Source organism: Pseudomonas sp. (genome assembly GCF_040514055.1).
GTDB lineage: Bacteria > Pseudomonadota > Gammaproteobacteria > Pseudomonadales > Pseudomonadaceae > Aquipseudomonas.
Map to the genome: position 1 here is coordinate 60,077 of NZ_JBEVDL010000016.1, position 21,168 is coordinate 81,244.

Here is a 21,168-nt window from a genome sequence, read left to right on the forward strand (position 1 = left end):
TGTCATCGTCCTGTTGCAGGGGGGGCGCCAAAGTCGAATACCTGGAAGGCCGGTGGCGCGGCCAGCCTCAGGCAAGGGGCCGCGAGCGGCGTCAGCGGGGCGGCGAGAAAACTCACCACCGCGGCGCTGGCGCAGGCGTTGCCCTGGGTCACGTCGTGCCCGGCGCCACGGATCGACAGCAGTTGCGAGCGGCTCAGGCCGCCCTGCAGGCGGGCGGCGTGATAACTGCCGGCCAGGGTGTCGTAGTCGCCAGTCAGCAGCAGGGTCGGCACCGCGCTGCGCGGCGCCTGGTAGAGGCTGGCGGCGGCGTCGCCGGCCTGCCACAGCGGGCAAGCCAGGCTGTACTGCTGGGCATCGTCGGCATAGGCATAGGGTTCGAAGGCGCTGGCGACGCGCAGCAGGGCGGGTTCGTCGTGCCGGGGGCGCGCTTCGCGGCAGGTAATCGACAGGTTCAGGCCCGGGGCGGTACTGGCGGCGGCCTGCGCCGAGCCGGGCGGCAGATACAGTTGTGCCAGCTTGTCGTCGTCCTGGCGGCTGCGGCCACTGGCCACGCGTTCCATATAGTCGATCAGCGCCGGTGCCAGCACGCCGTTGCCCTCGGAACCGACGACCCCGTTGAGCACCGCCAGCAGCTGCGCCATGCCCATCTGCGCGCGGCGTGGCTGGCCGCTGCGCGGGTCCTTGAACGTGAAGTGCAGCGGCTGGCGGGTGAGGTGCGCGGCGAGGGAAAGAAAACGCCCCTGCAGGTCCGGGTAGGCCCTGGCGCATTCGGGTTGCGCGGCGCAGTCGACGAAGATGCGTCGCCATACCGCGCCAATATTGCCTAACGCATCCGGCTCCAGCAGGTAGGCGTTGGCCTGGGTCGGCGAGATCAGCACCAGCGCGCTGACCGCCGCGGCGTCGCGGCGCAGCAGCTCCAGCGCCAGTACCGTGCCATAGGAGGTGCCGTGCAGCGCCCAACGCTGGATGCCCAGGTGCTGGCGCAGGGCCTGGAGATCCTGGGCGCTTTCCTGGGTGTCGAACCAGGCCGTGCGAAAGCCCTGCTCACGCAGCCGCTTCAGGCAGGCCTGTACTTCATCAGCGCTGAGGCTGTCGTGATACAGCGCCACCGGGTCCATGTCCGGGCAACGCAGGTCCGGTAGCGATCGGCCCGTGCCGCGCTGGTCGACGAAGATCAGTTCACGGGTGGCCTGTACCGCCAGCAAAGCGGTGGGCCCGCTCTCGAGCAGTTGGCTGGCGCCGATACCCGGTCCGCCGGTCAGCACCAGCAGCGGCTCCAGTCCGCTGTCATGGGCCGCCGCCACCCGGGCATAGAACAACTGGATGCGGCGCAGGGTTCGCTCGCTGCGACTGGCGGGCAGCTCAAGTTGGCCACAGCTCACCGACAACCCGTCTGCCACCCTGAAGGGGCAGGGCGCGCTCGCCGCCAAGGCCTGGGCGGCGGGCGCAACCGCACCCAGCAGGGCCGCCAGCAGCAGGCTCGAACAGGCGGCCAGCGGGTTCATGGATGGGCGGTCAGGAACGCCGCGCGCATGCTGGCGATCGAGTAGAAGGCTTCGATATCGAGCCGCGTCAGGTCCAGCGCTTCGCCACGGAAACGCTCGATCGCCGCGACCAGGCGCGGCAGCTTGAAGCTGTCCACCAGGCCGGCGTTGAACAGGTTTGCGCTTTCGTCCTGGGGCAGGCATACGGGCGCGCCATGCACCTCGCTCAGTGCCCGCTGGATGGTGGCGAGAAAGCTGTCAGAGGGCGTGGTCGGGTTCATGCAATCCATTCCTGGTGGGCGGGTGGTCAAGGCATGCCTCGAAGTGCTGAATCACGGCGCGACGGTCGAGTTTTCCCGAGGCCATGACCGGCAGGGCGCCGAGTGTTTCGAACAGACTGGGCAGCATGTAGCGTGGCAGGTTGTTGGCCAGGTGCTCGCGCAACCGCGGCAGCAGGTTGTCGTCGACGCCAGCCTTGGCGACCAGCGCCGCGGCCAGTTGCAGTCCCTGGGCGCCGGCCACCGGCACCACGCAGGCGCCGGTCAGGTCCGGATGGGCGCACAGCAGGCGCTCGATTTCCTCGACCTCGACGCGGTTGCCCTGGATCTTCACCTGCAGGTCCCGGCGCCCCTTGAAGACGTACTGCCCGGGACCGATGCACTGGGCCAGATCGCCGCTGCGCAGCAGCAGTTCCTGATGGTCGGGTGCCAGTGGATTGCTCACCAGGCGTGCCTGGGTCGCCGCCGGGTCGCGCCAGTAGCCGGAAAACAGGCTCGAACCGCGCAGGTAAACTTCACCGGTCTGTCCGTCCGCCACGGCGTGGCCCTGTTCGTCGAGCAACAGCAGTTGTGCCAGCGGGTGAGCCGGGCCAAAGGGTACGCCAGGGCCCTGCTCGTCCAGCGGCAGGTCCAGGGCAAGGAAACTGCAGGCGATGGACTCGGTCTGGCCGAAGGTGTTGATGATCCGCAGCGTCGGATGGGCGCGGTGCAGGCGGTTGATCTCCTCGGCGCTGAAGGCTTCGCCGCCATAGAGCAGCGTCCGCAGCCGTGGCAGCGTGGCCAGCCCATCCAGGGCCTGGGCGATGACCGTGCGCCAGATCGAGGGCACTCCCTGCATCTGGGTCACCGCCTTGTCCCGCAGGTAATCCAGAAATGCCCGGGGGTGATGGGGCAACAGGGCGGGCACTTGCACCAGGGTGGCGCCATGCCCGCTGGCCATGCCCAGGTCGAGCAGGGAAAAATCGAAATGCAGTGGCGCGATGGAACCGACCCGGTCCTCGTTACCCAAGGGTACGCTGGCGGTCATGCCGTGGAAGAACGACAGCACCGCGCGGTGGCTCATCATGATGCCCTTGGGCTGCCCGGTGGTGCCCGAAGTGAAGATGATATGGCTGAGGTCGCTGTCGAGCACCGGGCCCTCGACGCGGCTGCGCGACGGTACGCTGTCGACGCTCAGTTGGGTGCCGATCAGGCTGCCACAGGGACGCTGCGACAGTTCGGACCAGGGCTGGCCCGTGGCGTTGAGCAGCAGCGCCGGGTCGGCGCTTTCGATCAGCGCCTGCAGGCGCGCCGGCGGTAGGTGCGGGTTGACGGGCACATAGACCAGGCCGCCTCGCCAGAGGGCGCAAAGCAGGGCGATCGCCGAGGGGGTTGCCGGCAGTGCGCACAATACCCGGTCGCTGCGGCGATAACCGGCGCCGTTCAGTTGCCCGGCGTAGTGCTCGCACAGCGTGGCCAACTCGCCGTAGCTCAGCTGCTGGTCGACGCCGATCACCGCTGCCCGGTCGGGCGCCTCGACCGCGGCGGCCAGCACGAATTGCTCGACACGGCTGAAGGGGAGGTTCACGGCAGGCGCTCCAGGCTCATGGCGGACCACAGGTGGTGGCCGGTGCCGACGCAGAAGGCGCGCTGCCCCACCTGCAGCTGGTCGCTGCTCAGCAGATCGGCCAGGGCGATCATCTGGTCGGCGGCGAAAGAGTGGGCAAAACGGCTGCGGTTGGCACTGAACAGCTGAGCGTCGGCGAATCCGGCGAGGGCGGTGAAGTTGCGCTGCACTGCGAGGTTGTAGTTGCCGACCAGTAACCAGCGGTAGGCTTCGGCGCCGAGCCCGGCGGCGTCCAGGCCGGCGGCGCAGGTGCTGCGAAAACCCTGGGAGACGCCTTCGATAAACGCCAGCAATCCCCCCATCGGATCGAGCGCGACCAGCGCCGGCGAGGCTTGGGTGATCAGCCCGTGGACCCGCACCTGGGCACGGCCACCGGCGACAAAGGCGCAGGCACCGTCACTCAGCACCGAGGTGCGCCGCGCCAGGATCCGGCCTGCCAGGCTGGGCAGGGCGTCGGCGATGATCACCAGCACCGGTCCGCGGCCTTCGAGTTCGATCAGCGCCCGGGCCAGGGTCAGGGCATGGCTGAAGTTCGCGCATTGGCCGAGGAATACGCCGTAGGGCACGGCGCGGTCCATGCCCAGCCGCTGGGCCAGCACCGGCAGGCTGTCGAGGTCGCTGTGGGGGTCGTAGCGGGAGCTGGCGTAGACGATGGCGCCGATATCCAGCGGCGCGCAACCGGCGCTGTCGAGGGCCTCGGCCGCCGCCTCGCGCATCAACTCGGCCAGCGGCCGTTCAGCCCGTGCATACTGTTCGATGCCCAGGCTGCGCAGGTAGCCGAGTCCCGCCGCATCCCCGGCCAGCTCGGGCAGTTCCGCGACGGGACGGGGTTCGCCCAGGCGGTAGGCGGGTTGGCTGATGCAGAGGTTCACCGGCGGCGCTCCAGGACGACTTCGAGCCGCACGGGGCGGCGAAAGGTGCTGCCGACCACGCGCAAGTCGGCGTTGGACGTGGGGCGCACGGCATAACGTTGCGCCAGCCCGGCCAGTACCGTGGTGACCAGGCGCATGGCCAGCGCGCGTCCGGGACAGGCATGCCGTCCGGCACCAAAGGACAATGCGCTGCTACTGCGGCTGCGCAAGGGGTTGAACCGCTCAGGGTCGTCGAAGCGTGCCTCGTCGCGGTTGGCGCTGGCCAGGAACACCCGCGCCGCGGTGCCGGCGGCCACCTCGACGGCGCCCACCTGGGTGGCGCGCACGGCAAAGCGTACCGTATCGTGCTGGGGCGGCTGCCAGCGCAGCGTCTCGGCGGCCAGGTACATGGCCTGCTGGGGATCGGCCGCGCGGGCCAACCAGTCGGGGCGGGCGATGACCGTGGCCAGGGTATTGGAAATCGCCGACAGCGGCGTCTCGACCCCGGCGGCCAGCATCAGCACCATCAGCCGCAGCAGGGCATCCTCATCCAGTTCCGTGCGCAGGCTGCCCATTGCCTCGGCCAGGGCCGGCGCCGCGGGCAGCGTGCCGCTGGCAAGGAAACGCCGCAAATGCTCGTCCAGACGCTGGCGGTTGTCGGTCACGGCGGCGGCGTCCTGGTGCTGGCGGCCAACGAAGGCGTTCAGCACCTCGAGGCGCTCGGCGATCCAGGGGCCGTCGCTCGGGTCCAGGCCGAACAAGCCGAGCATCGAGCCAAAGGCCAGTGGCGCCGAGAGCCGCGCCCCGAGGTCGATGGCCTCGCCCAGCGGCAAACTGTCGAGGGTGTGCGCCAGCAGCGGCTCGCTGACCTGCGCCAGGGTAGCGTCGATCGCCGGCAGGTACAGGGCCGGCGCCAGGGCACGGCGCTGGGCCTTGTGGCGTTCGCCGTCGATGTCCAGCAGGGTCTCGCCGAACGCCTGTTTGGTACGCTTGAACGGGTAGGTGGTGGTAAAGTCGTCGCTGCTCAGGACCTGCACGACGTCGGCGAAACGGAATACGCAGAGGGTCGAAGTCAGGGGGGAATACCAGACCGGCTGCTCGCGGCGGCACTGGGCATACAGGGGCCAGGGATTTTCCAGGAAGGCCGCGCCGCTGAAATCGATGGGTTCGCTCAATGCCAGCATGCAGGCTCACCCCGCGGGTGCAGGTCAGCGTGCTCGTCCAGGCCCATCTCCAGCAGCGGCACCCCGCCCAGGGCGGTGTCGCTGGCCAGGGTGCGGGCATAGTGTTCGCTGACCACGGTTTCGACCCACCAGTGGCAGCCGTCGAAGGCGATCGGACCTTCGCCCATGGTGTCCGGCAAGGCGCCGGAAGCGATACCCAGGCCGGCGGCCTTGGTCACGGCTTCCTTGATCGTCCAGCGTCGCACCAGCTCGTGTTCGGGGCGCGCGGCGACGGCGATACAGCGCTGCTCGGCGGTGGAAAAAAAGCCCAGGTAATCGTCCAGCCGCACTGGCCGCAGGCGTTCGATATCCACGCCGACGCGGCCTTGCGCCGACCAGGCGCACAGCACCCGGCCGTCCGTGTGGGCGATATTGAAGTCGCCCTGGCCCGGTAACTGCGGGCGGCCGTAAGGACTCCAACGCAGGGTCTCCAGGTCGACCGACACTTGGGCATCCTGCAACGCGCTGGCCAGCAGCAATTTGCCGGCGAGACTGGCTTGGCGGTCCTGCCAGCGCTGCAGGCGGTCGGCCCGCGCCACCAGCGTGGCGGGCAGGCGGGCGCTGATGCGCGCCGCGAGGCGGGCCGGCCAGGGCCTGTCATTCGCCAGCCAGAACACCTTCATGCGCTGACCGGTCCGCGCACTCGTCGCTGCAGGCTGCGGGTGATATCGCTGGCGATATCACGGGCCACGGCGGCGGTTTGTTCCAACAGGAAGAAATGCCCACCGGGATAATTGCGCAGGGTCAGCGGCCCATTGCACTCCTGTTCCCAGGCGCACGCCGCCGCTTGCGACACCTCGTCCGCTTCGCCACGCAATACGCTGATGGGCAGTCGAAGGGCCGGTGCGACGGGGTGTTCGTAGGTTTCGATGGCGTGAAAGTCGGCCAACAGGATTGGCGTGAACAACTCCAGCAACAGCGGATTGCTCAGCAGCCCGTCCGGCATGCCACCCAGCTCGCGCACCCGGGCCAGAAACACCGCAGGCGGCAGGTGGCTGATCGGTTCCGGGCGGGGCAATCCGGGGGCGCCCGCGCCGGACACCAGCACATGCACCGGCAGCGGCAGATTGTCAGCGGCCAGGCGACGCAACAACAGGGCGCAGAGGTAGGCCCCCATGCTGTGGCCGAACAGCGCATAGGGGCCCTGGTGGGTGATCTCGAACAGGGCGGGCAGCAGGTCCGCGGCGATGGCGGCGAGGCTTGGCAATGCGGGTTCGGCGATGCGCCGGCCGTGGCCGGGAAGCTCCAGGGTCAGCAATGGCAAGGTCGCTGGCAGTGCCAGCTGGAGATCGCGATAACAGTGGCCGGCGCCGCCGGCGAAGGGTAGTGCGATAACGGTAGCCTGCACTGCATCCTGCATACTCGCCATGCCTCCTGCCTCACCCAAAATTCACAGGCCTGGTACCGCCGGCAGGCCCGATGTCGATTTTCGTAGCGCATTGGCAGAATAGGTGATGAGACTCAGGTCTCACAAGGGCTATCGTAAGAAACGAAAACTCCGCTAGGCTGACCCCGCCGATCCGTACGCCAAGGGCCCTGAACCGTGTCCCCACTCGACTTCGCTGGCCACTGTGCGCAAGCGCGTTTGGCGCTTTCAGCGCCGCAACAGGAGGTCTGGCTGCAGCAGCTGCGTTTCCCTGACAGCGCTTGCTGGAATCTCGGCGGCACCATGACCCTGGATGGCCCACTGGACGTTCCGCGTTTTCTGCAGGCGTTGCGACTGTTGGTAGCGCACACCGACAGTTTGCGCCAGCGCCTCTACCCGCAAGGTGCCGAGTGTTTGCAGGGGTTCGTCGAGGACTCCGCCTACGATTGCCCCTACGAGGACCTCGCCGGCCGCGACGATGCCGAGGCCGAGGTGCGACGCCGTGTCGAAGCCGCCGCGCGGGAACCCTTTGCCCTTGAGGGTCGGCTGTTCCAGTTCGGCTTGTATCGCGTGTCGGCGCACCGGCACCTGTGGTTGCTGAAGTTTCACCATATCTGCGCCGATGGCCTGTCCGTGGGCCTGCTGGTACGCCGCCAAGGCCAGCTTTATGGCGAGCTGGGTGGTGTGCCCGAGGCCGGCGCCCTGGGCAGCCTGGAGCAGGTGCTGGTACGGCAGCAGGCTGGAGCGTCGCCACCCCTGGCGCGGTCGATCGAGGCTTGGCAGGACATGCTGGCCGATGCCTCCGGCCCCTTCCTGCACCCGCGTGGGGACGGCGACTGCACGCTGCTGGCTGGGCGCCGCAGCAGCTTCACGCTGGCCGTCCCCGAGGTGGCGGCCCTTGCCGCGCTCGGCAAGGACCTGGGCGCGTCCAGCGCCCAGGTATTGCTGGCCTTGTTCAGCCTGCTGCTGGGGCGCCGCTACGGGGTGTCACGGCCCAGCGTCGGCTACACCACCCAGGGTCGCGTCGGTGCCGCCGAACACGCCACGGTGGGCATGTTCGTGGCGACCGTGCCGGTGGCCCTGGCGCTGTCCGATGACATGTCCCTGGCCGAGCTGATTGGCCTGGCCCGTATGGGCCTGCGCCGGGCCTATCGCCACCGGCGCCTGTCATCCGCCGATATCGCTCGCGATACCCAGGCGGCGGATGGCTTGTTCGATGTCGCACTGTCGGTCGAGCGGCTCGATTACGGCCAGTCTTTCACCGGGCTGCGCAGCCAGGCCGAGGCCTTCTACGCCGGCGAACAGCTCCTGCCGCTGGTGGTGCAGGTGCGCGATCATCACGCGGGCACCGCAATCCGGGTCGAGTACGAACATCAGCTGCGCTATTTCGCCGAGGGCGAGATCGCCCGCCTGCACCGGCAATTCTGTGCATTGCTGCTGCGCGCGGCGCAGGCGCCGCAGAGCGCCCTGGCGCTGCTGATGCGGGTCTCGACCGATGAACAGTGTCAGTTGGACGAGTGGGGACAGGGCGGCTGCTTGCCGATGGTCAGTGCCTCGCTGACCGCCACCTTTCGCCAGGCCGCGCGGCGCACGCCCGACGCGGTCGCGGTCGAGGCGGGCGATCGTGCCCTCGATTATGCCCAGCTGGACCGACTTAGCGACGCCGTCGCGGGGCAGCTGCGGCGTCAGGGGGTCAAACCCGGCGAGCGGGTCGGGCTGTACGCCGTGCGTGGCTGCCGCCTGATCATCGGCCTGCTGGGCATCCTCAAGGCGCGTGCCGCCTATGTGCCACTGGATCCCGAGCACCCGCTCGAACGGGTGCAGGGCATAGTCGCCCAGGCCGGCTGCGTGCAGGTGCTGAGCGACGGCCTGGACTACCCGGGCCGTTGCCTGGACATCCAGCAGGCCTGCAACGGGGTTGGCGAGCAGCCTTTGCCGGAAGCCTGCGCCCAGGACCTGGCCTACCTGATTTTTACGTCCGGCTCGACCGGCGACCCCAAGGGCGTGATGATCGAGCATGGCTCGGTGCTGCAACTGGTGCAGGGCCTGCAGCAGGAGATCTACGCGCGTTACCCGGGGCCGCAGCGGGTGGCCCTGGTGGCCTCGGTGGGGTTCGACGCCTCGGTGCAGCAGATCTTCGCCGCCTTGGGCGGCGGACACACCCTGGTGCTGGTGGACGACGCCAGCCGACGGGATGCCGAGTGCCTGGCTCGCTTCTACCAGGAGCGACGCATCGGCCTCAGCGATGGCACCCCGGCGCTGCTCGGTCTGCTCGCCGCGACCGCGATGGTCGCACCACCGCGGCACCTGCTGATTGGCGGCGAGGCGCTGCCCTGGACCGTGTTGTTGGACTACCTCGGTCGCCACGGCGGGGCAGTCACCAACCTGTATGGCCCGACCGAATGCTGCGTGGATGTCACCGCCTTGACGCTGCAGGTCGGGGCCCGGGGCACCGGCACGGTGGCCCTGGGCAAGCCGATGCCGGGTCGTTTTGCCTCGATACGCGACCCCTCTGGCGCGTTGCTGCCAATCGGCGCGTTAGGCGAGTTGTGGATCGCCGCGGGCGAGCATGGCTTTGGCCTGGCGTCCGGCTATGTCGGGCGTCCCGACCTGACCGAGGCCCGCTTTGTCCTGGCCGACGGACGCCGCTGGTACCGCAGCGGTGACCTGTGCTGGTGGGACGAGGCGGGGCAGATCCGTTACCTGCGGCGTAACGATGACCAGGTCAAGGTGCGTGGCTACCGCATCGAGCTGGAAGAGGTGGCCCAGGCCGTGCGCCGGCTCGAGGGTATTACCGGCGCCGCCGTCACCCTGGTGCACAGCGAGGGTGTGGCGGAACTGGCCGCCTTTGTCACCGGGACCGTCGATCCGGCGGCACTGCGGCGGGAATTGCGCGGCCGGCTGCCGTCCTACATGGTGCCGACCCATGTGGTGCCGCTGGCGCGACTGCCGCTGAACCGCTCGGGCAAGGTCGATCGCCCAGCGCTGCAGCTGCCGCTGGCCCGCGGCGGGCAGGGCGCCGATCGTGGCCCTGCGCCCCGGGGCGAGGCACAGCTGCGCCTGGCCGCGGCCTGGGAAAGTACCCTGGGGCAGTCAGGCATCAGTGCCCACGACGATTTTTTTCTGCTGGGCGGGCACAGCCTGCATATCGTCGCCTTGCTCGGGACCTTGCGCCGTGAGGGATTGGAGCTGCGCTTCGCCGATGTGTTCGAGACACCGGTGCTGGCCGACCTGGCCACGCGCCTGGTGCGCCGCCAGGCGTCGGTGCCGCCGTTGGTGGCGGTCGCCGTGGCTGATGATTACCCGGCCACGGCGGCGCAGCGGCGTTTTTGGCTGTTGGCGCAAGCGGGCGTCGCCCCGGCCTATACCGCGGGTGCCGCCTGGCGCTTCAGCGGTACCCTGAATGGGCGGGCGTTGCAGCAAGCCGTGGGCTGGTTGCTGCAGCGCCATCCGGCGCTGCGCAGCGGCCTGCTGGACGGCCCCCAGGGGTTGCGACAACGGCCGTTGCAGGTCGATGCCGATTGGGCTGTGGTGGCGTTGCCTCAGGCCAGCGGCCTGCTCCCACGGCTGCGCGATGACGCTGCCGAGCCCTTCGATCTTGCCAATGGACGGCTGTTGCGCGCGCGCCTTTATTGGTGGGGTGATGGCGAGTATGCCTTCGCGCTGCTGTTGCACCACAGTGCCGTGGACGCCCAGGCGCTGGACTGCCTGGTACGCGACCTGACAGTCGCCTACACCGCCTTCGGCCAAGGCGCCGCGCCGCGCCTGCCTCCGCCCGCCTTGAGTCCCGCCGACCTCGGTGCCTGGGAACAAAATCTCGATCACCGCCACGACGCGGCGTACTGGCGCGCCCGCCTGGCGGCTGTCCGACCCTGCGAGCTGCCCTTGGACCGGCCCCGGCCACGGCCGCGGCGTCATGCGGCGGCCAGTGTGCAACTGGCCTTGCCACGGACCTTGCGCGATGCCGTGCACGACCGGGCTCGGGTGCACAACGGGGGGCTGTTTGCCGCCCTGATCGCGTCCCTGCAGATGCTCTTGCAACGTGCCAGTGGGGCCGAGTGCGTGACCCTGGGGACGGTGGTCAGCCTGCGTGACGACCCGCGGCTGGCCGACACTGTGGCTTTCCTGGCCAATACCCTGTGCCTGGTCGCCTCGCCGGATCCTCGGGGTTCGCTGGCAGAGGCCCTGGCACAAAGCGTCGAGGACCTGGCGCTGGCGCTGGATCATCGGCACCTGCCGTTCGACGCGGTGGTGGCCGAATGCGGGGTGGCGCGCGAGGCGGGTCGCCAGCCGCTGTTCGACGTCCTGTTGGTGCTGGCCGAGGGGCCGGCCGCCGTGCCCGGGTTTGCCGGGGTACAGGTCCAGCCGCTGCCGCTCGAGGCGGCCTTCGCCAAGGCCGACCTGCTGCTGACCGCCGTGGACGGGGCCGAGACCCTTGAACTGAGCTTGTCCTACGCCACCGATATCTTCGACCGGGCCACGGCGCGCGACCTGCTGGAGGGCCTGGTCATAGTGCTCGAAACCCTGGCGCAGGCGCCCGCCACCCTGCTCGCCGCGGTCCTGTTGCCACTGCGCCTGGTGCCGCGCTCCCTGGCGGCGGTCCCTGCGCGTTCCGGCGTCGTACCGGAGCTGCGACCGTCGACCCCGCTGGCACCCCAGGTGGCCCGTGTCGCGGCCATCTGGGCCGAGGTGCTGATGGTGCCGGTGCCGGGCGGCCAGGCGAACTTCTTCGACCTGGGTGGCCATAGCCTGAGCGCCATGAAAGTGATCAACCGGCTGCGCGAACAGGGCTGGGCCGTCGAGCTGGCGGATTTGTTCGCCGCCGCCGACCTGGATGATTTTGCCCGGCGCCTGCAGCACCGCCGCACCAGCCTCAGGTTGCCACCGCTGCGGGCCACGGCGCCGCAGGCCTATGCCGCCTCGGCGGCGCAACGGCGTATCTGGGTGCTGGCGCAGACTGCGGGACAAGACGCCGCCTATGTCATCGGCGGTGCCTACCGGCTCAGCGGTCCTCTTCAGCTGGCGGCCCTGGAAGCGGCCGTGCAGGCCCTCGCACAGCGCCATGATGCCCTGCGCAGCCGTTTTTTTTTGGAGGGGGCGACGCTGCAGGTCAGGGTCGATCCACATGCCGAGGCGGACTGGGCGCTGCTGCCTTGGTCAGGCGAATCGAGCCTCACCGCGGCCTTCGCCGTGCCCTTCGACCTGGCCTGCGATCCGCTGCTGCGCGTCCGGCTGTTCCGCCTCGATGAACAGCAGCACGTGCTGGTACTGTGCTTGCACCATATCGCGGCCGATGGCTGGTCCGTCAGGGTGTTGCTGGACGACTTGGGTGAACACTATCGCGCCGCCTGCCACCAGACCGCAGCGGCCCTGGCGCCCGCCGGCCTGAGTGCGGGCGACGCCGCGCTGTGGCAGATCGAGCTGGCCGAGAGCGAGCAACTGGCGGCCTCCCGCGCTTATTGGTCGAACCGCCTGGCGCTCATTCGTGCCCCCGAGTTGCCCAGCCAATACCCGCGCCCGGCGCAGCGCCAGCACAGCGCGGGGCGTCTGACCGCGACCCTGGAGCCCGCGGTGCGCCAGGGGCTCGAACGGCTGGCCCGCGAGCATGGCTGCGGCTTGTTCGCCGTGTTGCTGGCGCTGACCTGGGCATGGCAGCAACGCCTTACGGGGGCGAGCCCGGTGCTGGTCGGTTCACCGGTGTCCCTGCGCGACGATGTGCGCCTGGAGTCAGTGGTCGCCTTCTGTGCCAACACCCTGTGCCTGTCCGGTCGTGTGCTGGACGAGGACGATGTGCGGACCCTGGTCGACCAAGCCGCCCGCACCCTGACGCTCGCCCTGCGCCATCGTCATTATCCCTTCGACGCCCTGGTCGATCAGTTGGGCGATCGGCGCCAGGCCGACCGTGGGCCCCTGTTCGACTTGTTCCTGGCGCTGGAGGAAGGTGAGGCGACCGCACCCTGCCTGGACGGCCTCGAGGTCGAGGTGTTGCCCGTGGCGGCCGTGGCGAGCAAGTTCGACTTGATGCTGACCGCCCGTATCGGTGATTCCGGGCTGGTCTTCGAACTGGAGTACGCGCGCGACCTGTATGGGCCGCAGACAGCGGGGTTGCTGTTCGAGACCTTGTTGAGCCTGGCCGAGGCCTTTGCCGGGGATGCGACGAGGCCGTTGCGGGAGCTGCCGCGGATTAACCTCGCGGCGGCCGGCTTACGCCTGTGGCCGCAGGAACAGGAGCAGGTTGACGGGGACGAAGTCGCCAGCGCGTCGGACCCGCAGGTGCAGCAGGCGTTGATCGTGGCCTGGAGCCAGGTACTGGGGCAGCCGGTAAAGACCAAGGATGATTTTTTCGACCTCGGGGGCCACTCCCTCAAGGCGCTGGGCATGATCGAATTGTTGCGCCGTGAGCACGGGCTGCAACTCAGCCTCAACGACCTGTTCCGCTTTCCGCGCCTGGACCGGCTGGCTGCTGCCTTGGGCAAGCGCCAGTCAGAGGCGTTGCCGCGGCTTGCCCCGGCCGCCTCCTGGCCCGCCTGCGAAACCCAGCGCCAATATGCCTTGCTGGATGCGCGCATGCCCGGGGTGTTCAACCGGCCTTCGGCGTTTATCCTGGACGGCGAGCTGGACAACGCGGCGCTGGAGCGCGCGTTGGCCGTGCTGCTCGGGCGCCACGAGGTGTTGCGCAGCCTGGTGTTGAGCGAGCAGGGCGAGTTGCGCCAACGGGTGCTGGCGGTGCCCACGGCCTTGCTGCAGCACCTGGACCTGTCCGTTCAGCTCAGTCCTCACGGCGCCTTGACCGGGGAACTGGAACGCCTGGCCCGCTGGCCCATCGGCCTGGATGAACTACCGCTGCGCGCCGTACTGGTGCGTCTGGCCGAGCGGCACCATTGCCTGTTGCTGGTGGTTCATCACGTCGCCAGTGATGGCGTCTCGATGGGCATACTCGGCGAGGAACTGAGCCAGGCTTATGCGGCGTTCCAGGCAGGCCATACCCCGTCACTGGCACCGCTGCTCTGGCAATACCGTGACGCCGCCGCCTGGTTCGACCAGCAGGCGGCCGGGTCCCTGGGCCTGCAGGCCCGCGGTTACTGGCATGGCCTGCTGAGCGCCAGGAAGCAGCCGCAGCCGGAGCTGCCGCTGGACCTGTTTCGCAGTGGCGAGCCGGCGTTGGCCGGCTGGCTCGACTGGACGCTGCCCACGGCGCTCAGCGTTGCGCTACTGGGGCAACCTGCCGGGGCGGGCTTGCTCAGCCTGCTGGCGAGCGGATTGGCGCAGTGGCTGCACGCGCTGATCGGCGAAGATACGGTAATCGGTACCATTCTCGCCGGGCGGGCCGATGCCAGAACCACCCGCCTGGTGGGCAGTTTCGCCACACCCGTACCCTTGTACTTCGCCGCGCGCCAAGGCGTTGCCGCCGCCCAGGCGGCCCTGCAGGGTGCGCACTTGCACCAGGCCTATCCCTTTACGCGACTGCTGGCGGACTTCGCGCCGGTGCGGCAAGCCGGGCGCATGCCGTTGTTCGACGTGCTGCTGGTGTTACACGAGGACAACCCGGCGCTGCGGCTGGAAGGGCTTGTGGTAACGGCGTTGACGTTGCGGCGACCGCCCTCCGGCTACGACCTGGTGTTCGAGTTCAGCCGGGCGGGGCAAGAACTGTCATTGCGCCTGGAGTACAACGCCGCGCTGATCTTCGAAGACACGGCGCAGTCCTGGGCCCAGGCCGTCTTGCAACAGTTGCAACGCTTGGTGGACGCGCGGGTGGAGTAACCGCGGGGTTTGACTGGCTGCCTGGCGTGTGCGGAAAATGCTGATACAGTCATAAGCGGTGTTGAATCACGCCGAGCAAGGCTCATCCAGTGTCGGGCCGGCCAATTCGAGGGAGTGACATGTCTAGCAATCAAGGTGCAGCGCAGAACACAGACGTGGCGGATGACGCCGTGACTGCCGATACCGCTACTCGACCTGGTCCGGATACCGCGCGTCAGGCCGAAGCCATCGTCGGTTACTACAGCAAATGGGGTGGCGGGGCAGGCTTTATCCCGGTGCCTTTCCTGGACGCGGCTGCCATTGCCGGTGTGCAGATCAAGATGCTCACCGAGCTGTCGCGGCTGTACAAGGTGCCGTTCGAAGAGAACCGCGGACGCATGGCCTTGGTGACCCTGCTGGGTACCATCGCACCGAGCTCACTGACCATGGGCGCCATGGGCGCGGCGATTCGCTCAGTACCCCTGGTGGGATCGCTGCTGTCGGTGGTGACCCTGCCAGCCTTCGCCGCGGCCTCGACCTTCGCCGTTGGCTCGGTGTTTTCCCAGCACCTGGCTTCGGGCGGTACCCTTCTGGACATCAACGTCGAGCAAATGAAAGACGAGGTGTCCAAGGAGTTCTCGGCGCGCAAGACCAAGACCGCCTAGTCCTTCACGAGCAGGGCCGGGCTACGGCCCTGCTGCCTGTGGTCGAAAGCACCCACCGGCAGGGCCCTGGCCTGCCAGGGCGATCCCACGCAGCACCGGCGGCGGTTTTAGCTCAGGTCTGAACTCATCCTGATCCAGCGTAAAGGCTCCGACAGTCGAACCACCTTAATCAGGGCTGAAGGGGCTGCCGTTGCTACGACACGCGTGCTTCTTCAGTTCGGTTGTCTTAGGCCCTAGGCGCGCGCGTCCCGAACAAAACCCTACTGCTCGATCTGCCGCTTGAGTGTGGCGATAAATGCCAAGGGTCGCGCTTCGGGAACCAGTTTCCCGCACACATCCGCTGCCTTTTGCAACGCGTAGCTGATCATTGGCGCATCGGAAGTTTTAATGCCGTAGGCGATCAGGTGTTCGAGAAATGTCCTGACGGGTCCAGGCCAGAACCCATGCATGGGTTTCATAAAGGCCTGCACGGTAATCGCCGGATCCAAATGCGGCAGCACAAAAGCCTGTTCAGCCGCTAGGAGTTGCCGAACGAAATATTTCGAAAACGCAGTCGCGTCGTCTTCGCTGGCGCAGCGATAGGTTAGGCTCTCGTTTGAAAAGCGCTCAATATTCGACTCAATGCCGACCCCTGACCAAGGGTTGCTGAGGCTGTCTGACTCATAATGCGCGGCAAAGGCGGTTCCTTCGAAGAGCTTCTGCAAAATCGTCGTAAGATCTGGATAAATTATTTTTAAGGTCCCCGATGCAGAGTAGGCGCCGCGACCACTGAGGGTATATTGAAAAGCGATGCGGGTTGTTTCTGTTTCTTTTTTAAAGATGTTGAGCTCTTGGCAGGAGGCTTCTTCGGCGAAACTGTAATCGTGCATCCCGAGCTGTAACTTTATCTCTCTCAATATGGCCTGTGCGACTGTCCGTTTTGCCATGGTTTTTCCTGCGCAGGTACTTTCTCGGCACGGCCCCCAGTACAACTTTTTGCTCGGGATGTGCGCTGTGACCTGGCTGGGGCGATCAGTTTGATTCGCCCCAGTCCGTTAACCGACGGAAATGTCTTACTGGGTAATCAGGCGATAGCGGCGCTGATATTCCTCGTAGGACAGTCCCGGGATTTTAGCCAACTCGTCGAGTTGCTGTGCTCGGCTTTTACTCGAAGCAACTGCGGCGGCAGGTGCTCGCGCAGGGGTGGCGGCGACCGGCTGTGCAGATGCTCGCTCCGCGGCTAATGGCTTCGCGACGGGTGCGGCGGTAGGTGCTGCGACTGCAGGTACGGGCGCAGCAGCAGGCGCAGGTGTGCCCGAGACGGGGGTTGAAATCGCCAGTTGAGACCTCAGCACTTCCTTACGGCCCACGGCGGCTGTCACCATTTCCAGTTTGGCGCCGCCCACGAACGCCCCCATTTTAATTGCCTGCCTGGCGAAATAGGTTTCGCCGCCTTTGGCGTTCAGGCTGATTGCGTTATCGCTGAACTCGGACTCAGTCGCCAGTGTATGGGTACCGGGACTGAGCAGTTGATAGAAGTAAACATTGTTGGCTGTCTCGCCGATCATTTTGCCATCGATCGAGACTCCTTTCTTCAGCGCCTGCCCGACCATGGAGTTGCGGTATATATACAGTGCTGCCTGGTCTTGTGGTGGCGCCTTAAATGTCTTGAGTTCAGCGTCGCGCTCTTTCGGCGCCATGGGCACGGATGCACATCCCGACAGCAGTGCCAATCCGATGGCGATTGCGCACAAAAAATTTTTCGACATATTCAGCCCTTGCAAGTGTTGGATATAGGTGCGGAGCTGTAAGCATGACTGCTTATTCTTATCCCGCGAATGCCTGAACGATGCTTGATGCCCGATGACAGGCGGGGGGATTGTAACCGCAACGCCCGGCATGCGCCTGCATCCACGGCGTGATTGCGCGGTGGTGGGCCGTTTTTATCTTTTGGGTGCCGGGCACTGGCTTTGCTTCGGTGGCAGGAGATCGCTGCCCAGGGTGACCGCCGAGGGGCTGGTCACTCCCTCGGGGTGTTCGCGCCACCACAGCCAGCCGGGTCGCGTCGAATGCTCACGCCTGGAAAGGCCCGGCGTTCAATCACTCAAAGGCCTGCACCCATCACGACTCGAAGCCGCTGAAGCGTGCAAAGTCCTCCACCGGCGCGCGTTCGGAGCGCATCTGATTTACCGCCGCACTGGCGTCCGCGTAGCCCAGCGCCATGCCGCAGTACACCAGCTCGTTGTCCGGCAGGGCGAAGTGGCGGTGCAGGCGGTCGCGCAGCATGCCCCAGGCTTCCTGCAGGCACGTGGCCAGGCCTTGCTCCTCGGCCAGCAGCGCCAGGGACTGCATAAACATGCCCAGGTGCGCCCATTGGCCATGGCCCATGCTGCGGTCGATGATAAAAAACACCCCCACCGGGGCGCCGAAAAACTGGAAGTTGCGCGCCATGCTGCGCAGCCGCGCGGCCTTGTCTTCCCGGGGGATGCCGAGCAGGGCATACAGGTCTTCGCCGACCTTGAACCGCCGCGAGCGGTAGGGTTCGCTTAGCCCCGCGGGGTAGATCGGGTGGTCTCCGACTTCACCCAGCGGGTTTTTCAGCAGGGTCTCGACGGCCAAGCGCTCCAGCTGGGCCTTGGCTTCGTTGGCCACCACCAGGACTTTCCAGGGCTGCAGGTTGCCGCCCGAGGGCGACCAGCGCGCCGTGTCGAGCAGGGCGCGGACGGTGGCGGCAGCAACCGGCGTCGGCAGGTAGGCGCGTGTCGAGATGCGATTTTTCAGGGCGTCACTGACGGACATGCTGGGGTTTCCTCAAGGGTTCGGCGAGTGGCACCGGCGGCGGGGCGCGGCTGGCGATGGCGACGCCCAGCGCAGCCAGCAGCATGCCGGCGATCTGCGCGGTGGACAGCTGTTCATCGAACAGCAGGTAGGCCATCACCGCCACCAGGGGCGGCACCAGGTAGAACAGGGACGCCACGCGGGTGACTGCGCCGCGTTTGATCATGATCAGCAGCAGCGAGATGGCACCCATCGACAAGCCGAACACGGCCCAGAGCAAGCCGCTCCAGCTTTGCCAGCTCATGTCGAAGCGCCCCTGCTCGGTGAGCAGGGCGATGGGCGTGATCAACAGCGCGGCGGCCATGAACTGCACCGCCGCCTGGCTGCGCAGGTCGCTGCTCGCCGCGGTGTGCTTTTGCCAGAGGGTGCCGAAGGTAATGCCCAGCACCGCGATCACGGCGGCCAGCAGTGGCCCGAGCGGGAGGGCGGACACATGCCCCGAGAGCGTGGGCAGCAGTACCAGCAGTGCCCCGACCAAGCCCAGCAGGATGCCCAACCAGCGCCCGGCGCCGACCCGTTCGCCCAGCAGTGGGGCGGCCAGCAAGGCCGTCAGCAAGGGCTGCAAGCCCGCCAGCAGAGCGCAGATGCTCGCCGGCAGGCCCTGGTTCACCGACCAGAACACGCCCCCGAGGTACAGGCCCTGCAACAGCACACCGGCCACCGCCGCCTGCCACCAGCCGCGCCAGCCTTGCGGCCAGGGTGCGCCGACCGCGACGACGATCAGGCTGAACAGCGCGGCGCAGGCGACAAAACGGTAGGCCAGGAACGTCAATGGATCGACATGGGGGGCTACCAACCGCGCCACGACAAAGCCGGTGGCCCAGATGCAGACGAACAGCGCCGGCATGCTGGCGTCGAATGCCGGGCTGCCGGTAACTCTGTCGGGCGAGGGTGAATTCACGATGATCCCGTGGGGTGGCGATCCAAGGGACAAACCGGCTGGCGTCAGGTCGTCCCGATGGCCCTATCCTCGACGTGGAGCAGGCTGGGCGTCCAGGGGTATTCGCGCCGTCCTGGACCGCAGATTGGCCGCCGCGCTCCCCCGCGCCGCTTGGCAACCTGCGCGCTGGCCTCGCGCAGTCCGGCTGGGTGGGTCCAGCGCTCGGTAAAGGCAGTTAGCAGCGGCGGAATATTTTGAAATTATATTTCAATTGATCTAAGTAGTGATTTTATTATTCAATAAAGCTATTAAAAACGGGTTGGCTACCGGTTCAGTTGAATGAGGGAGTGGCACTGGCGAGTGAGCAAATGGTGTCAAAGGGTTTCAGCGGGACGCGGTTCCGCAGCTTCTGTCTCTATCATCGGAGCGTCCGGATTATCTTTTGAGGTCCATTAGTAGCTGGCCACTGGCATTTATCCACTCGCACAGGATCGACAGACCATGGACCATGGAATACCCCTGATCACTACCCTGGCCGCCGGGTTCGGCCTGGCGCTTATCTTCGGTTTCCTGGCCGAGAAGATGAAGCTCCCGGCGTTGCTGGGTTACCTGGTGGCGGGCATCCTGATCGGCCCGGCCACCCCGGGATTCGTCGCCGACCAGCACCTGGCCTCGCAGCTGTCGGAGATCGGCGTGATGCTGCTGATGTTTGGCGTCGGCCTGCATTTTTCCCTGGACGACCTGCTTTCGGTAAAGAAGATCGCCTTGCCCGGCGCGGTGGTGCAGATGGGCCTGGCAACGCTGCTGGGCATGGGTTTCGCCCATTGGTGGGGCTGGAGTTTTGGCGCCGGGTTGATCTTCGGGTTGTCGTTGTCCTGTGCCAGCACCGTGGTTCTGCTCAAGGCCCTGGAGGCGCGGGGCATCCTCGATTCGATGAATGGGCGCATCGCCGTCGGCTGGCTGGTGGTGGAGGACCTGGTGACCGTATTGGTACTGGTGCTGCTGCCGCCGCTGGCGGGGGTGCTGGGGGGAACACCGGTGGCAGGGGCTTCGGCCGATCCGCTCTGGTACACCCTGGGCAAGACACTGCTGCTGGTGACATTGTTTATCACCCTGATGCTGGTGGCCGGGCGGCGTGTGTTGCCCTGGTTGCTCTTGCAGGTGGCCAAGACTGGCTCGCGGGAGCTGTTTACCCTGGCGGTGATCGCCACGGCCATCGGCATCGCTTACGGTGCCGCGGCACTGTTCCAGGTGTCCTTTGCCCTGGGTGCTTTTTTCGCCGGCATGGTGATGCGTGAATCGGAGCTCAGCCATCGTGCCGCCGAAGAGTCGTTGCCCTTGCGCGATGCCTTTGCGGTGCTGTTTTTCGTCTCGGTGGGCATGCTCTTCGACCCGTTGGTGCTGATCGAGGAACCGCTGCATGTGCTCGCGGTGGTGGCGATCATCGTGGTCGGCAAGACCCTGGCGGCCGCGGCCCTGGTATTGGCCTTGCGCTACCCGCTGAACACGGCGCTGACCGTGGCCGCCAGCCTGGCGCAGATCGGCGAGTTCTCCTTTATTCTCGCCGGCCTGGGCTTGAGCCTGGGGCTGATGCCTCAGGAAGGCATGAGCCTGGTGATGGCCGGAGCACTGATTTCCATTGCCCTGAACCCGGCGCTGTTCGGCCTGGTTCAACCGCTCAAGGACCTGGCCCTGCGCCGTTCGGCGCTGGCCCGCACGCTGGAGCACCGCGAGGATCCGCTGGCGGTGCTGCCCCTCAGCACCGAGCACCGCTACCTCAGCGGCCAGGTGGTGGTGGTCGGCTATGGCCGGGTGGGGCGGCGCATCACCGCCACCCTGGGCGAGTGCAATATTCCCTTCGTGGTGATCGAGCAGAAACGCGAACGGGTGGAGCAGATTCGCGGCCAGGGTCTGGCGGCGGTCAGTGGCGATTCGGCCGAGGCCGGTACCCTCATTCAGGCCCATATCGCCACCGCGGCGATGCTGGTGATCGCCACGCCCGACCCGCTGAACGTACAGCGCATGGTGGAAACCGCGCGGGCGCTCAACCCCGGCATCGACGTGGTGATCCGGACCCACAGCGCCGACGCGGCGGAGATCTTCCGCAAGCAGCAGCTGGGCGAGGTGTTCTTCGACGAGGAGGAGCTGGCCCGCGGCATGAAAAGCCATATCCTCTCCAAGTTCGCCCCGCAGGAATCGGTGGCGTAAATGATCGGGCGGCTGTCGCCAAGTGCGGGAGGAACCGCGCGCTGCATGGC

14 protein-coding genes are annotated in these 21,168 nt (G+C 67.1%); 3 read left to right on the plus strand and 11 right to left on the minus strand.

Going from position 1 to position 21,168, the window contains the following annotated elements; genetic code table 11:
• Positions 1-2: 2 nt before the first annotated feature.
• Genes ABWY06_RS04515 through ABWY06_RS04545 form a run of 7 tightly spaced genes read right to left on the minus strand, consistent with a single transcriptional unit; the run spans position 3 to position 6,802 of the window.
• The gene (locus tag ABWY06_RS04515; protein ID WP_353924375.1) at positions 3-1,505 is read right to left on the minus strand and encodes an alpha/beta hydrolase; all 1,503 of its coding nucleotides are present in this window, start codon (positions 1,503-1,505) and stop codon (positions 3-5) included.
• The gene (locus ABWY06_RS04520) at positions 1,502-1,765 is read right to left on the minus strand and encodes a hypothetical protein (protein ID WP_353924376.1); all 264 of its coding nucleotides are present in this window, start codon (positions 1,763-1,765) and stop codon (positions 1,502-1,504) included. Before ABWY06_RS04520 ends, ABWY06_RS04515 begins: the two co-directional genes overlap by 4 nt.
• Positions 1,743-3,329: an AMP-binding protein gene (locus ABWY06_RS04525; protein WP_353924377.1), complete on the minus strand. Its 1,587-nt coding sequence runs from the start codon at positions 3,327-3,329 to the stop codon at positions 1,743-1,745. The genes ABWY06_RS04520 and ABWY06_RS04525 overlap by 23 nt, the downstream gene beginning before the upstream one ends.
• Positions 3,326-4,240 carry a hypothetical protein gene (locus ABWY06_RS04530; protein ID WP_353924378.1) on the minus strand — a complete coding sequence of 305 codons (915 nt, stop codon included), beginning with the start codon at positions 4,238-4,240 and terminating at the stop codon, positions 3,326-3,328. The genes ABWY06_RS04525 and ABWY06_RS04530 overlap by 4 nt, the downstream gene beginning before the upstream one ends.
• Positions 4,237-5,403 carry a cytochrome P450 gene (locus tag ABWY06_RS04535; protein WP_353924379.1) on the minus strand — a complete coding sequence of 389 codons (1,167 nt, stop codon included), beginning with the start codon at positions 5,401-5,403 and terminating at the stop codon, positions 4,237-4,239. The genes ABWY06_RS04530 and ABWY06_RS04535 overlap by 4 nt, the downstream gene beginning before the upstream one ends.
• The gene (locus ABWY06_RS04540; RefSeq protein ID WP_353924380.1) at positions 5,391-6,065 is read right to left on the minus strand and encodes a 4'-phosphopantetheinyl transferase family protein; all 675 of its coding nucleotides are present in this window, start codon (positions 6,063-6,065) and stop codon (positions 5,391-5,393) included. Before ABWY06_RS04540 ends, ABWY06_RS04535 begins: the two co-directional genes overlap by 13 nt.
• Positions 6,062-6,802, minus strand: a complete 741-nt coding sequence (locus ABWY06_RS04545) for a thioesterase II family protein (RefSeq protein ID WP_353924381.1) — start codon at positions 6,800-6,802, stop codon at positions 6,062-6,064. Before ABWY06_RS04545 ends, ABWY06_RS04540 begins: the two co-directional genes overlap by 4 nt.
• Positions 6,803-6,985: 183 nt before the next feature.
• Here ABWY06_RS04545 and ABWY06_RS04550 point away from each other — a divergent pair, with 183 nt between their 5' ends.
• Positions 6,986-14,569 (plus strand): non-ribosomal peptide synthetase, encoded by a 7,584-nt coding sequence (locus ABWY06_RS04550; RefSeq protein WP_353924382.1) that lies wholly within the window; start codon positions 6,986-6,988, stop codon positions 14,567-14,569.
• A 119-nt stretch (positions 14,570-14,688) separates the two neighbouring features.
• Entirely contained in the window at positions 14,689-15,213 is a 525-nt protein-coding gene (locus ABWY06_RS04555; protein WP_353924383.1) for a YcjF family protein, read from the plus strand.
• A 260-nt stretch (positions 15,214-15,473) separates the two neighbouring features.
• Here the strand turns inward: ABWY06_RS04555 and ABWY06_RS04560 are convergent, their stop codons facing one another.
• The 4 genes from ABWY06_RS04560 to ABWY06_RS04575 all read right to left on the minus strand — a co-directional run bounded on the left by ABWY06_RS04560 (position 15,474) and on the right by ABWY06_RS04575 (position 18,931).
• A complete protein-coding gene (locus ABWY06_RS04560) occupies positions 15,474-16,139 on the minus strand; it encodes a hypothetical protein (RefSeq protein ID WP_353924384.1) in 666 nt (221 codons plus the stop codon).
• A 126-nt stretch (positions 16,140-16,265) separates the two neighbouring features.
• A complete protein-coding gene (locus ABWY06_RS04565) occupies positions 16,266-16,961 on the minus strand; it encodes a DUF2846 domain-containing protein (RefSeq protein ID WP_353924385.1) in 696 nt (231 codons plus the stop codon).
• Positions 16,962-17,313: 352 nt separating this feature from the next.
• Positions 17,314-17,991, minus strand: coding sequence for a nitroreductase (locus tag ABWY06_RS04570; protein ID WP_353924386.1), 678 nt, complete (start codon positions 17,989-17,991; stop codon positions 17,314-17,316).
• Entirely contained in the window at positions 17,978-18,931 is a 954-nt protein-coding gene (locus ABWY06_RS04575; RefSeq protein WP_353924387.1) for a DMT family transporter, read from the minus strand. The genes ABWY06_RS04570 and ABWY06_RS04575 overlap by 14 nt, the downstream gene beginning before the upstream one ends.
• A gap of 480 nt (positions 18,932-19,411) precedes the next feature.
• On the opposite strand from ABWY06_RS04575, the gene ABWY06_RS04580 reads away from it, so the two are divergent.
• Positions 19,412-21,118 (plus strand): cation:proton antiporter domain-containing protein, encoded by a 1,707-nt coding sequence (locus ABWY06_RS04580; protein WP_353924388.1) that lies wholly within the window; start codon positions 19,412-19,414, stop codon positions 21,116-21,118.
• Positions 21,119-21,168 lie beyond the last annotated feature (50 nt).

Bases quoted from the DNA above. Each gene is read 5' to 3' on its own strand.
- ABWY06_RS04515 (WP_353924375.1), bottom strand. From the start codon at position 1,505: ATGAACCCGCTGGCCGCCTGTTCGAGCCTGCTGCTGGCGGCCCTGCTG.
- ABWY06_RS04520 (WP_353924376.1), bottom strand. From the start codon at position 1,765: ATGAACCCGACCACGCCCTCTGACAGCTTTCTCGCCACCATCCAGCGG.
- ABWY06_RS04535 (WP_353924379.1), bottom strand. From the start codon at position 5,403: ATGCTGGCATTGAGCGAACCCATCGATTTCAGCGGCGCGGCCTTCCTG.
- ABWY06_RS04540 (WP_353924380.1), bottom strand. From the start codon at position 6,065: ATGAAGGTGTTCTGGCTGGCGAATGACAGGCCCTGGCCGGCCCGCCTC.
- ABWY06_RS04545 (WP_353924381.1), bottom strand. From the start codon at position 6,802: ATGCAGGATGCAGTGCAGGCTACCGTTATCGCACTACCCTTCGCCGGC.
- ABWY06_RS04555 (WP_353924383.1), top strand. From the start codon at position 14,689: ATGTCTAGCAATCAAGGTGCAGCGCAGAACACAGACGTGGCGGATGAC.
- ABWY06_RS04560 (WP_353924384.1), bottom strand. From the start codon at position 16,139: ATGGCAAAACGGACAGTCGCACAGGCCATATTGAGAGAGATAAAGTTA.
- ABWY06_RS04565 (WP_353924385.1), bottom strand. From the start codon at position 16,961: ATGTCGAAAAATTTTTTGTGCGCAATCGCCATCGGATTGGCACTGCTG.
- ABWY06_RS04570 (WP_353924386.1), bottom strand. From the start codon at position 17,991: ATGTCCGTCAGTGACGCCCTGAAAAATCGCATCTCGACACGCGCCTAC.
- ABWY06_RS04580 (WP_353924388.1), top strand. From the start codon at position 19,412: ATGGACCATGGAATACCCCTGATCACTACCCTGGCCGCCGGGTTCGGC.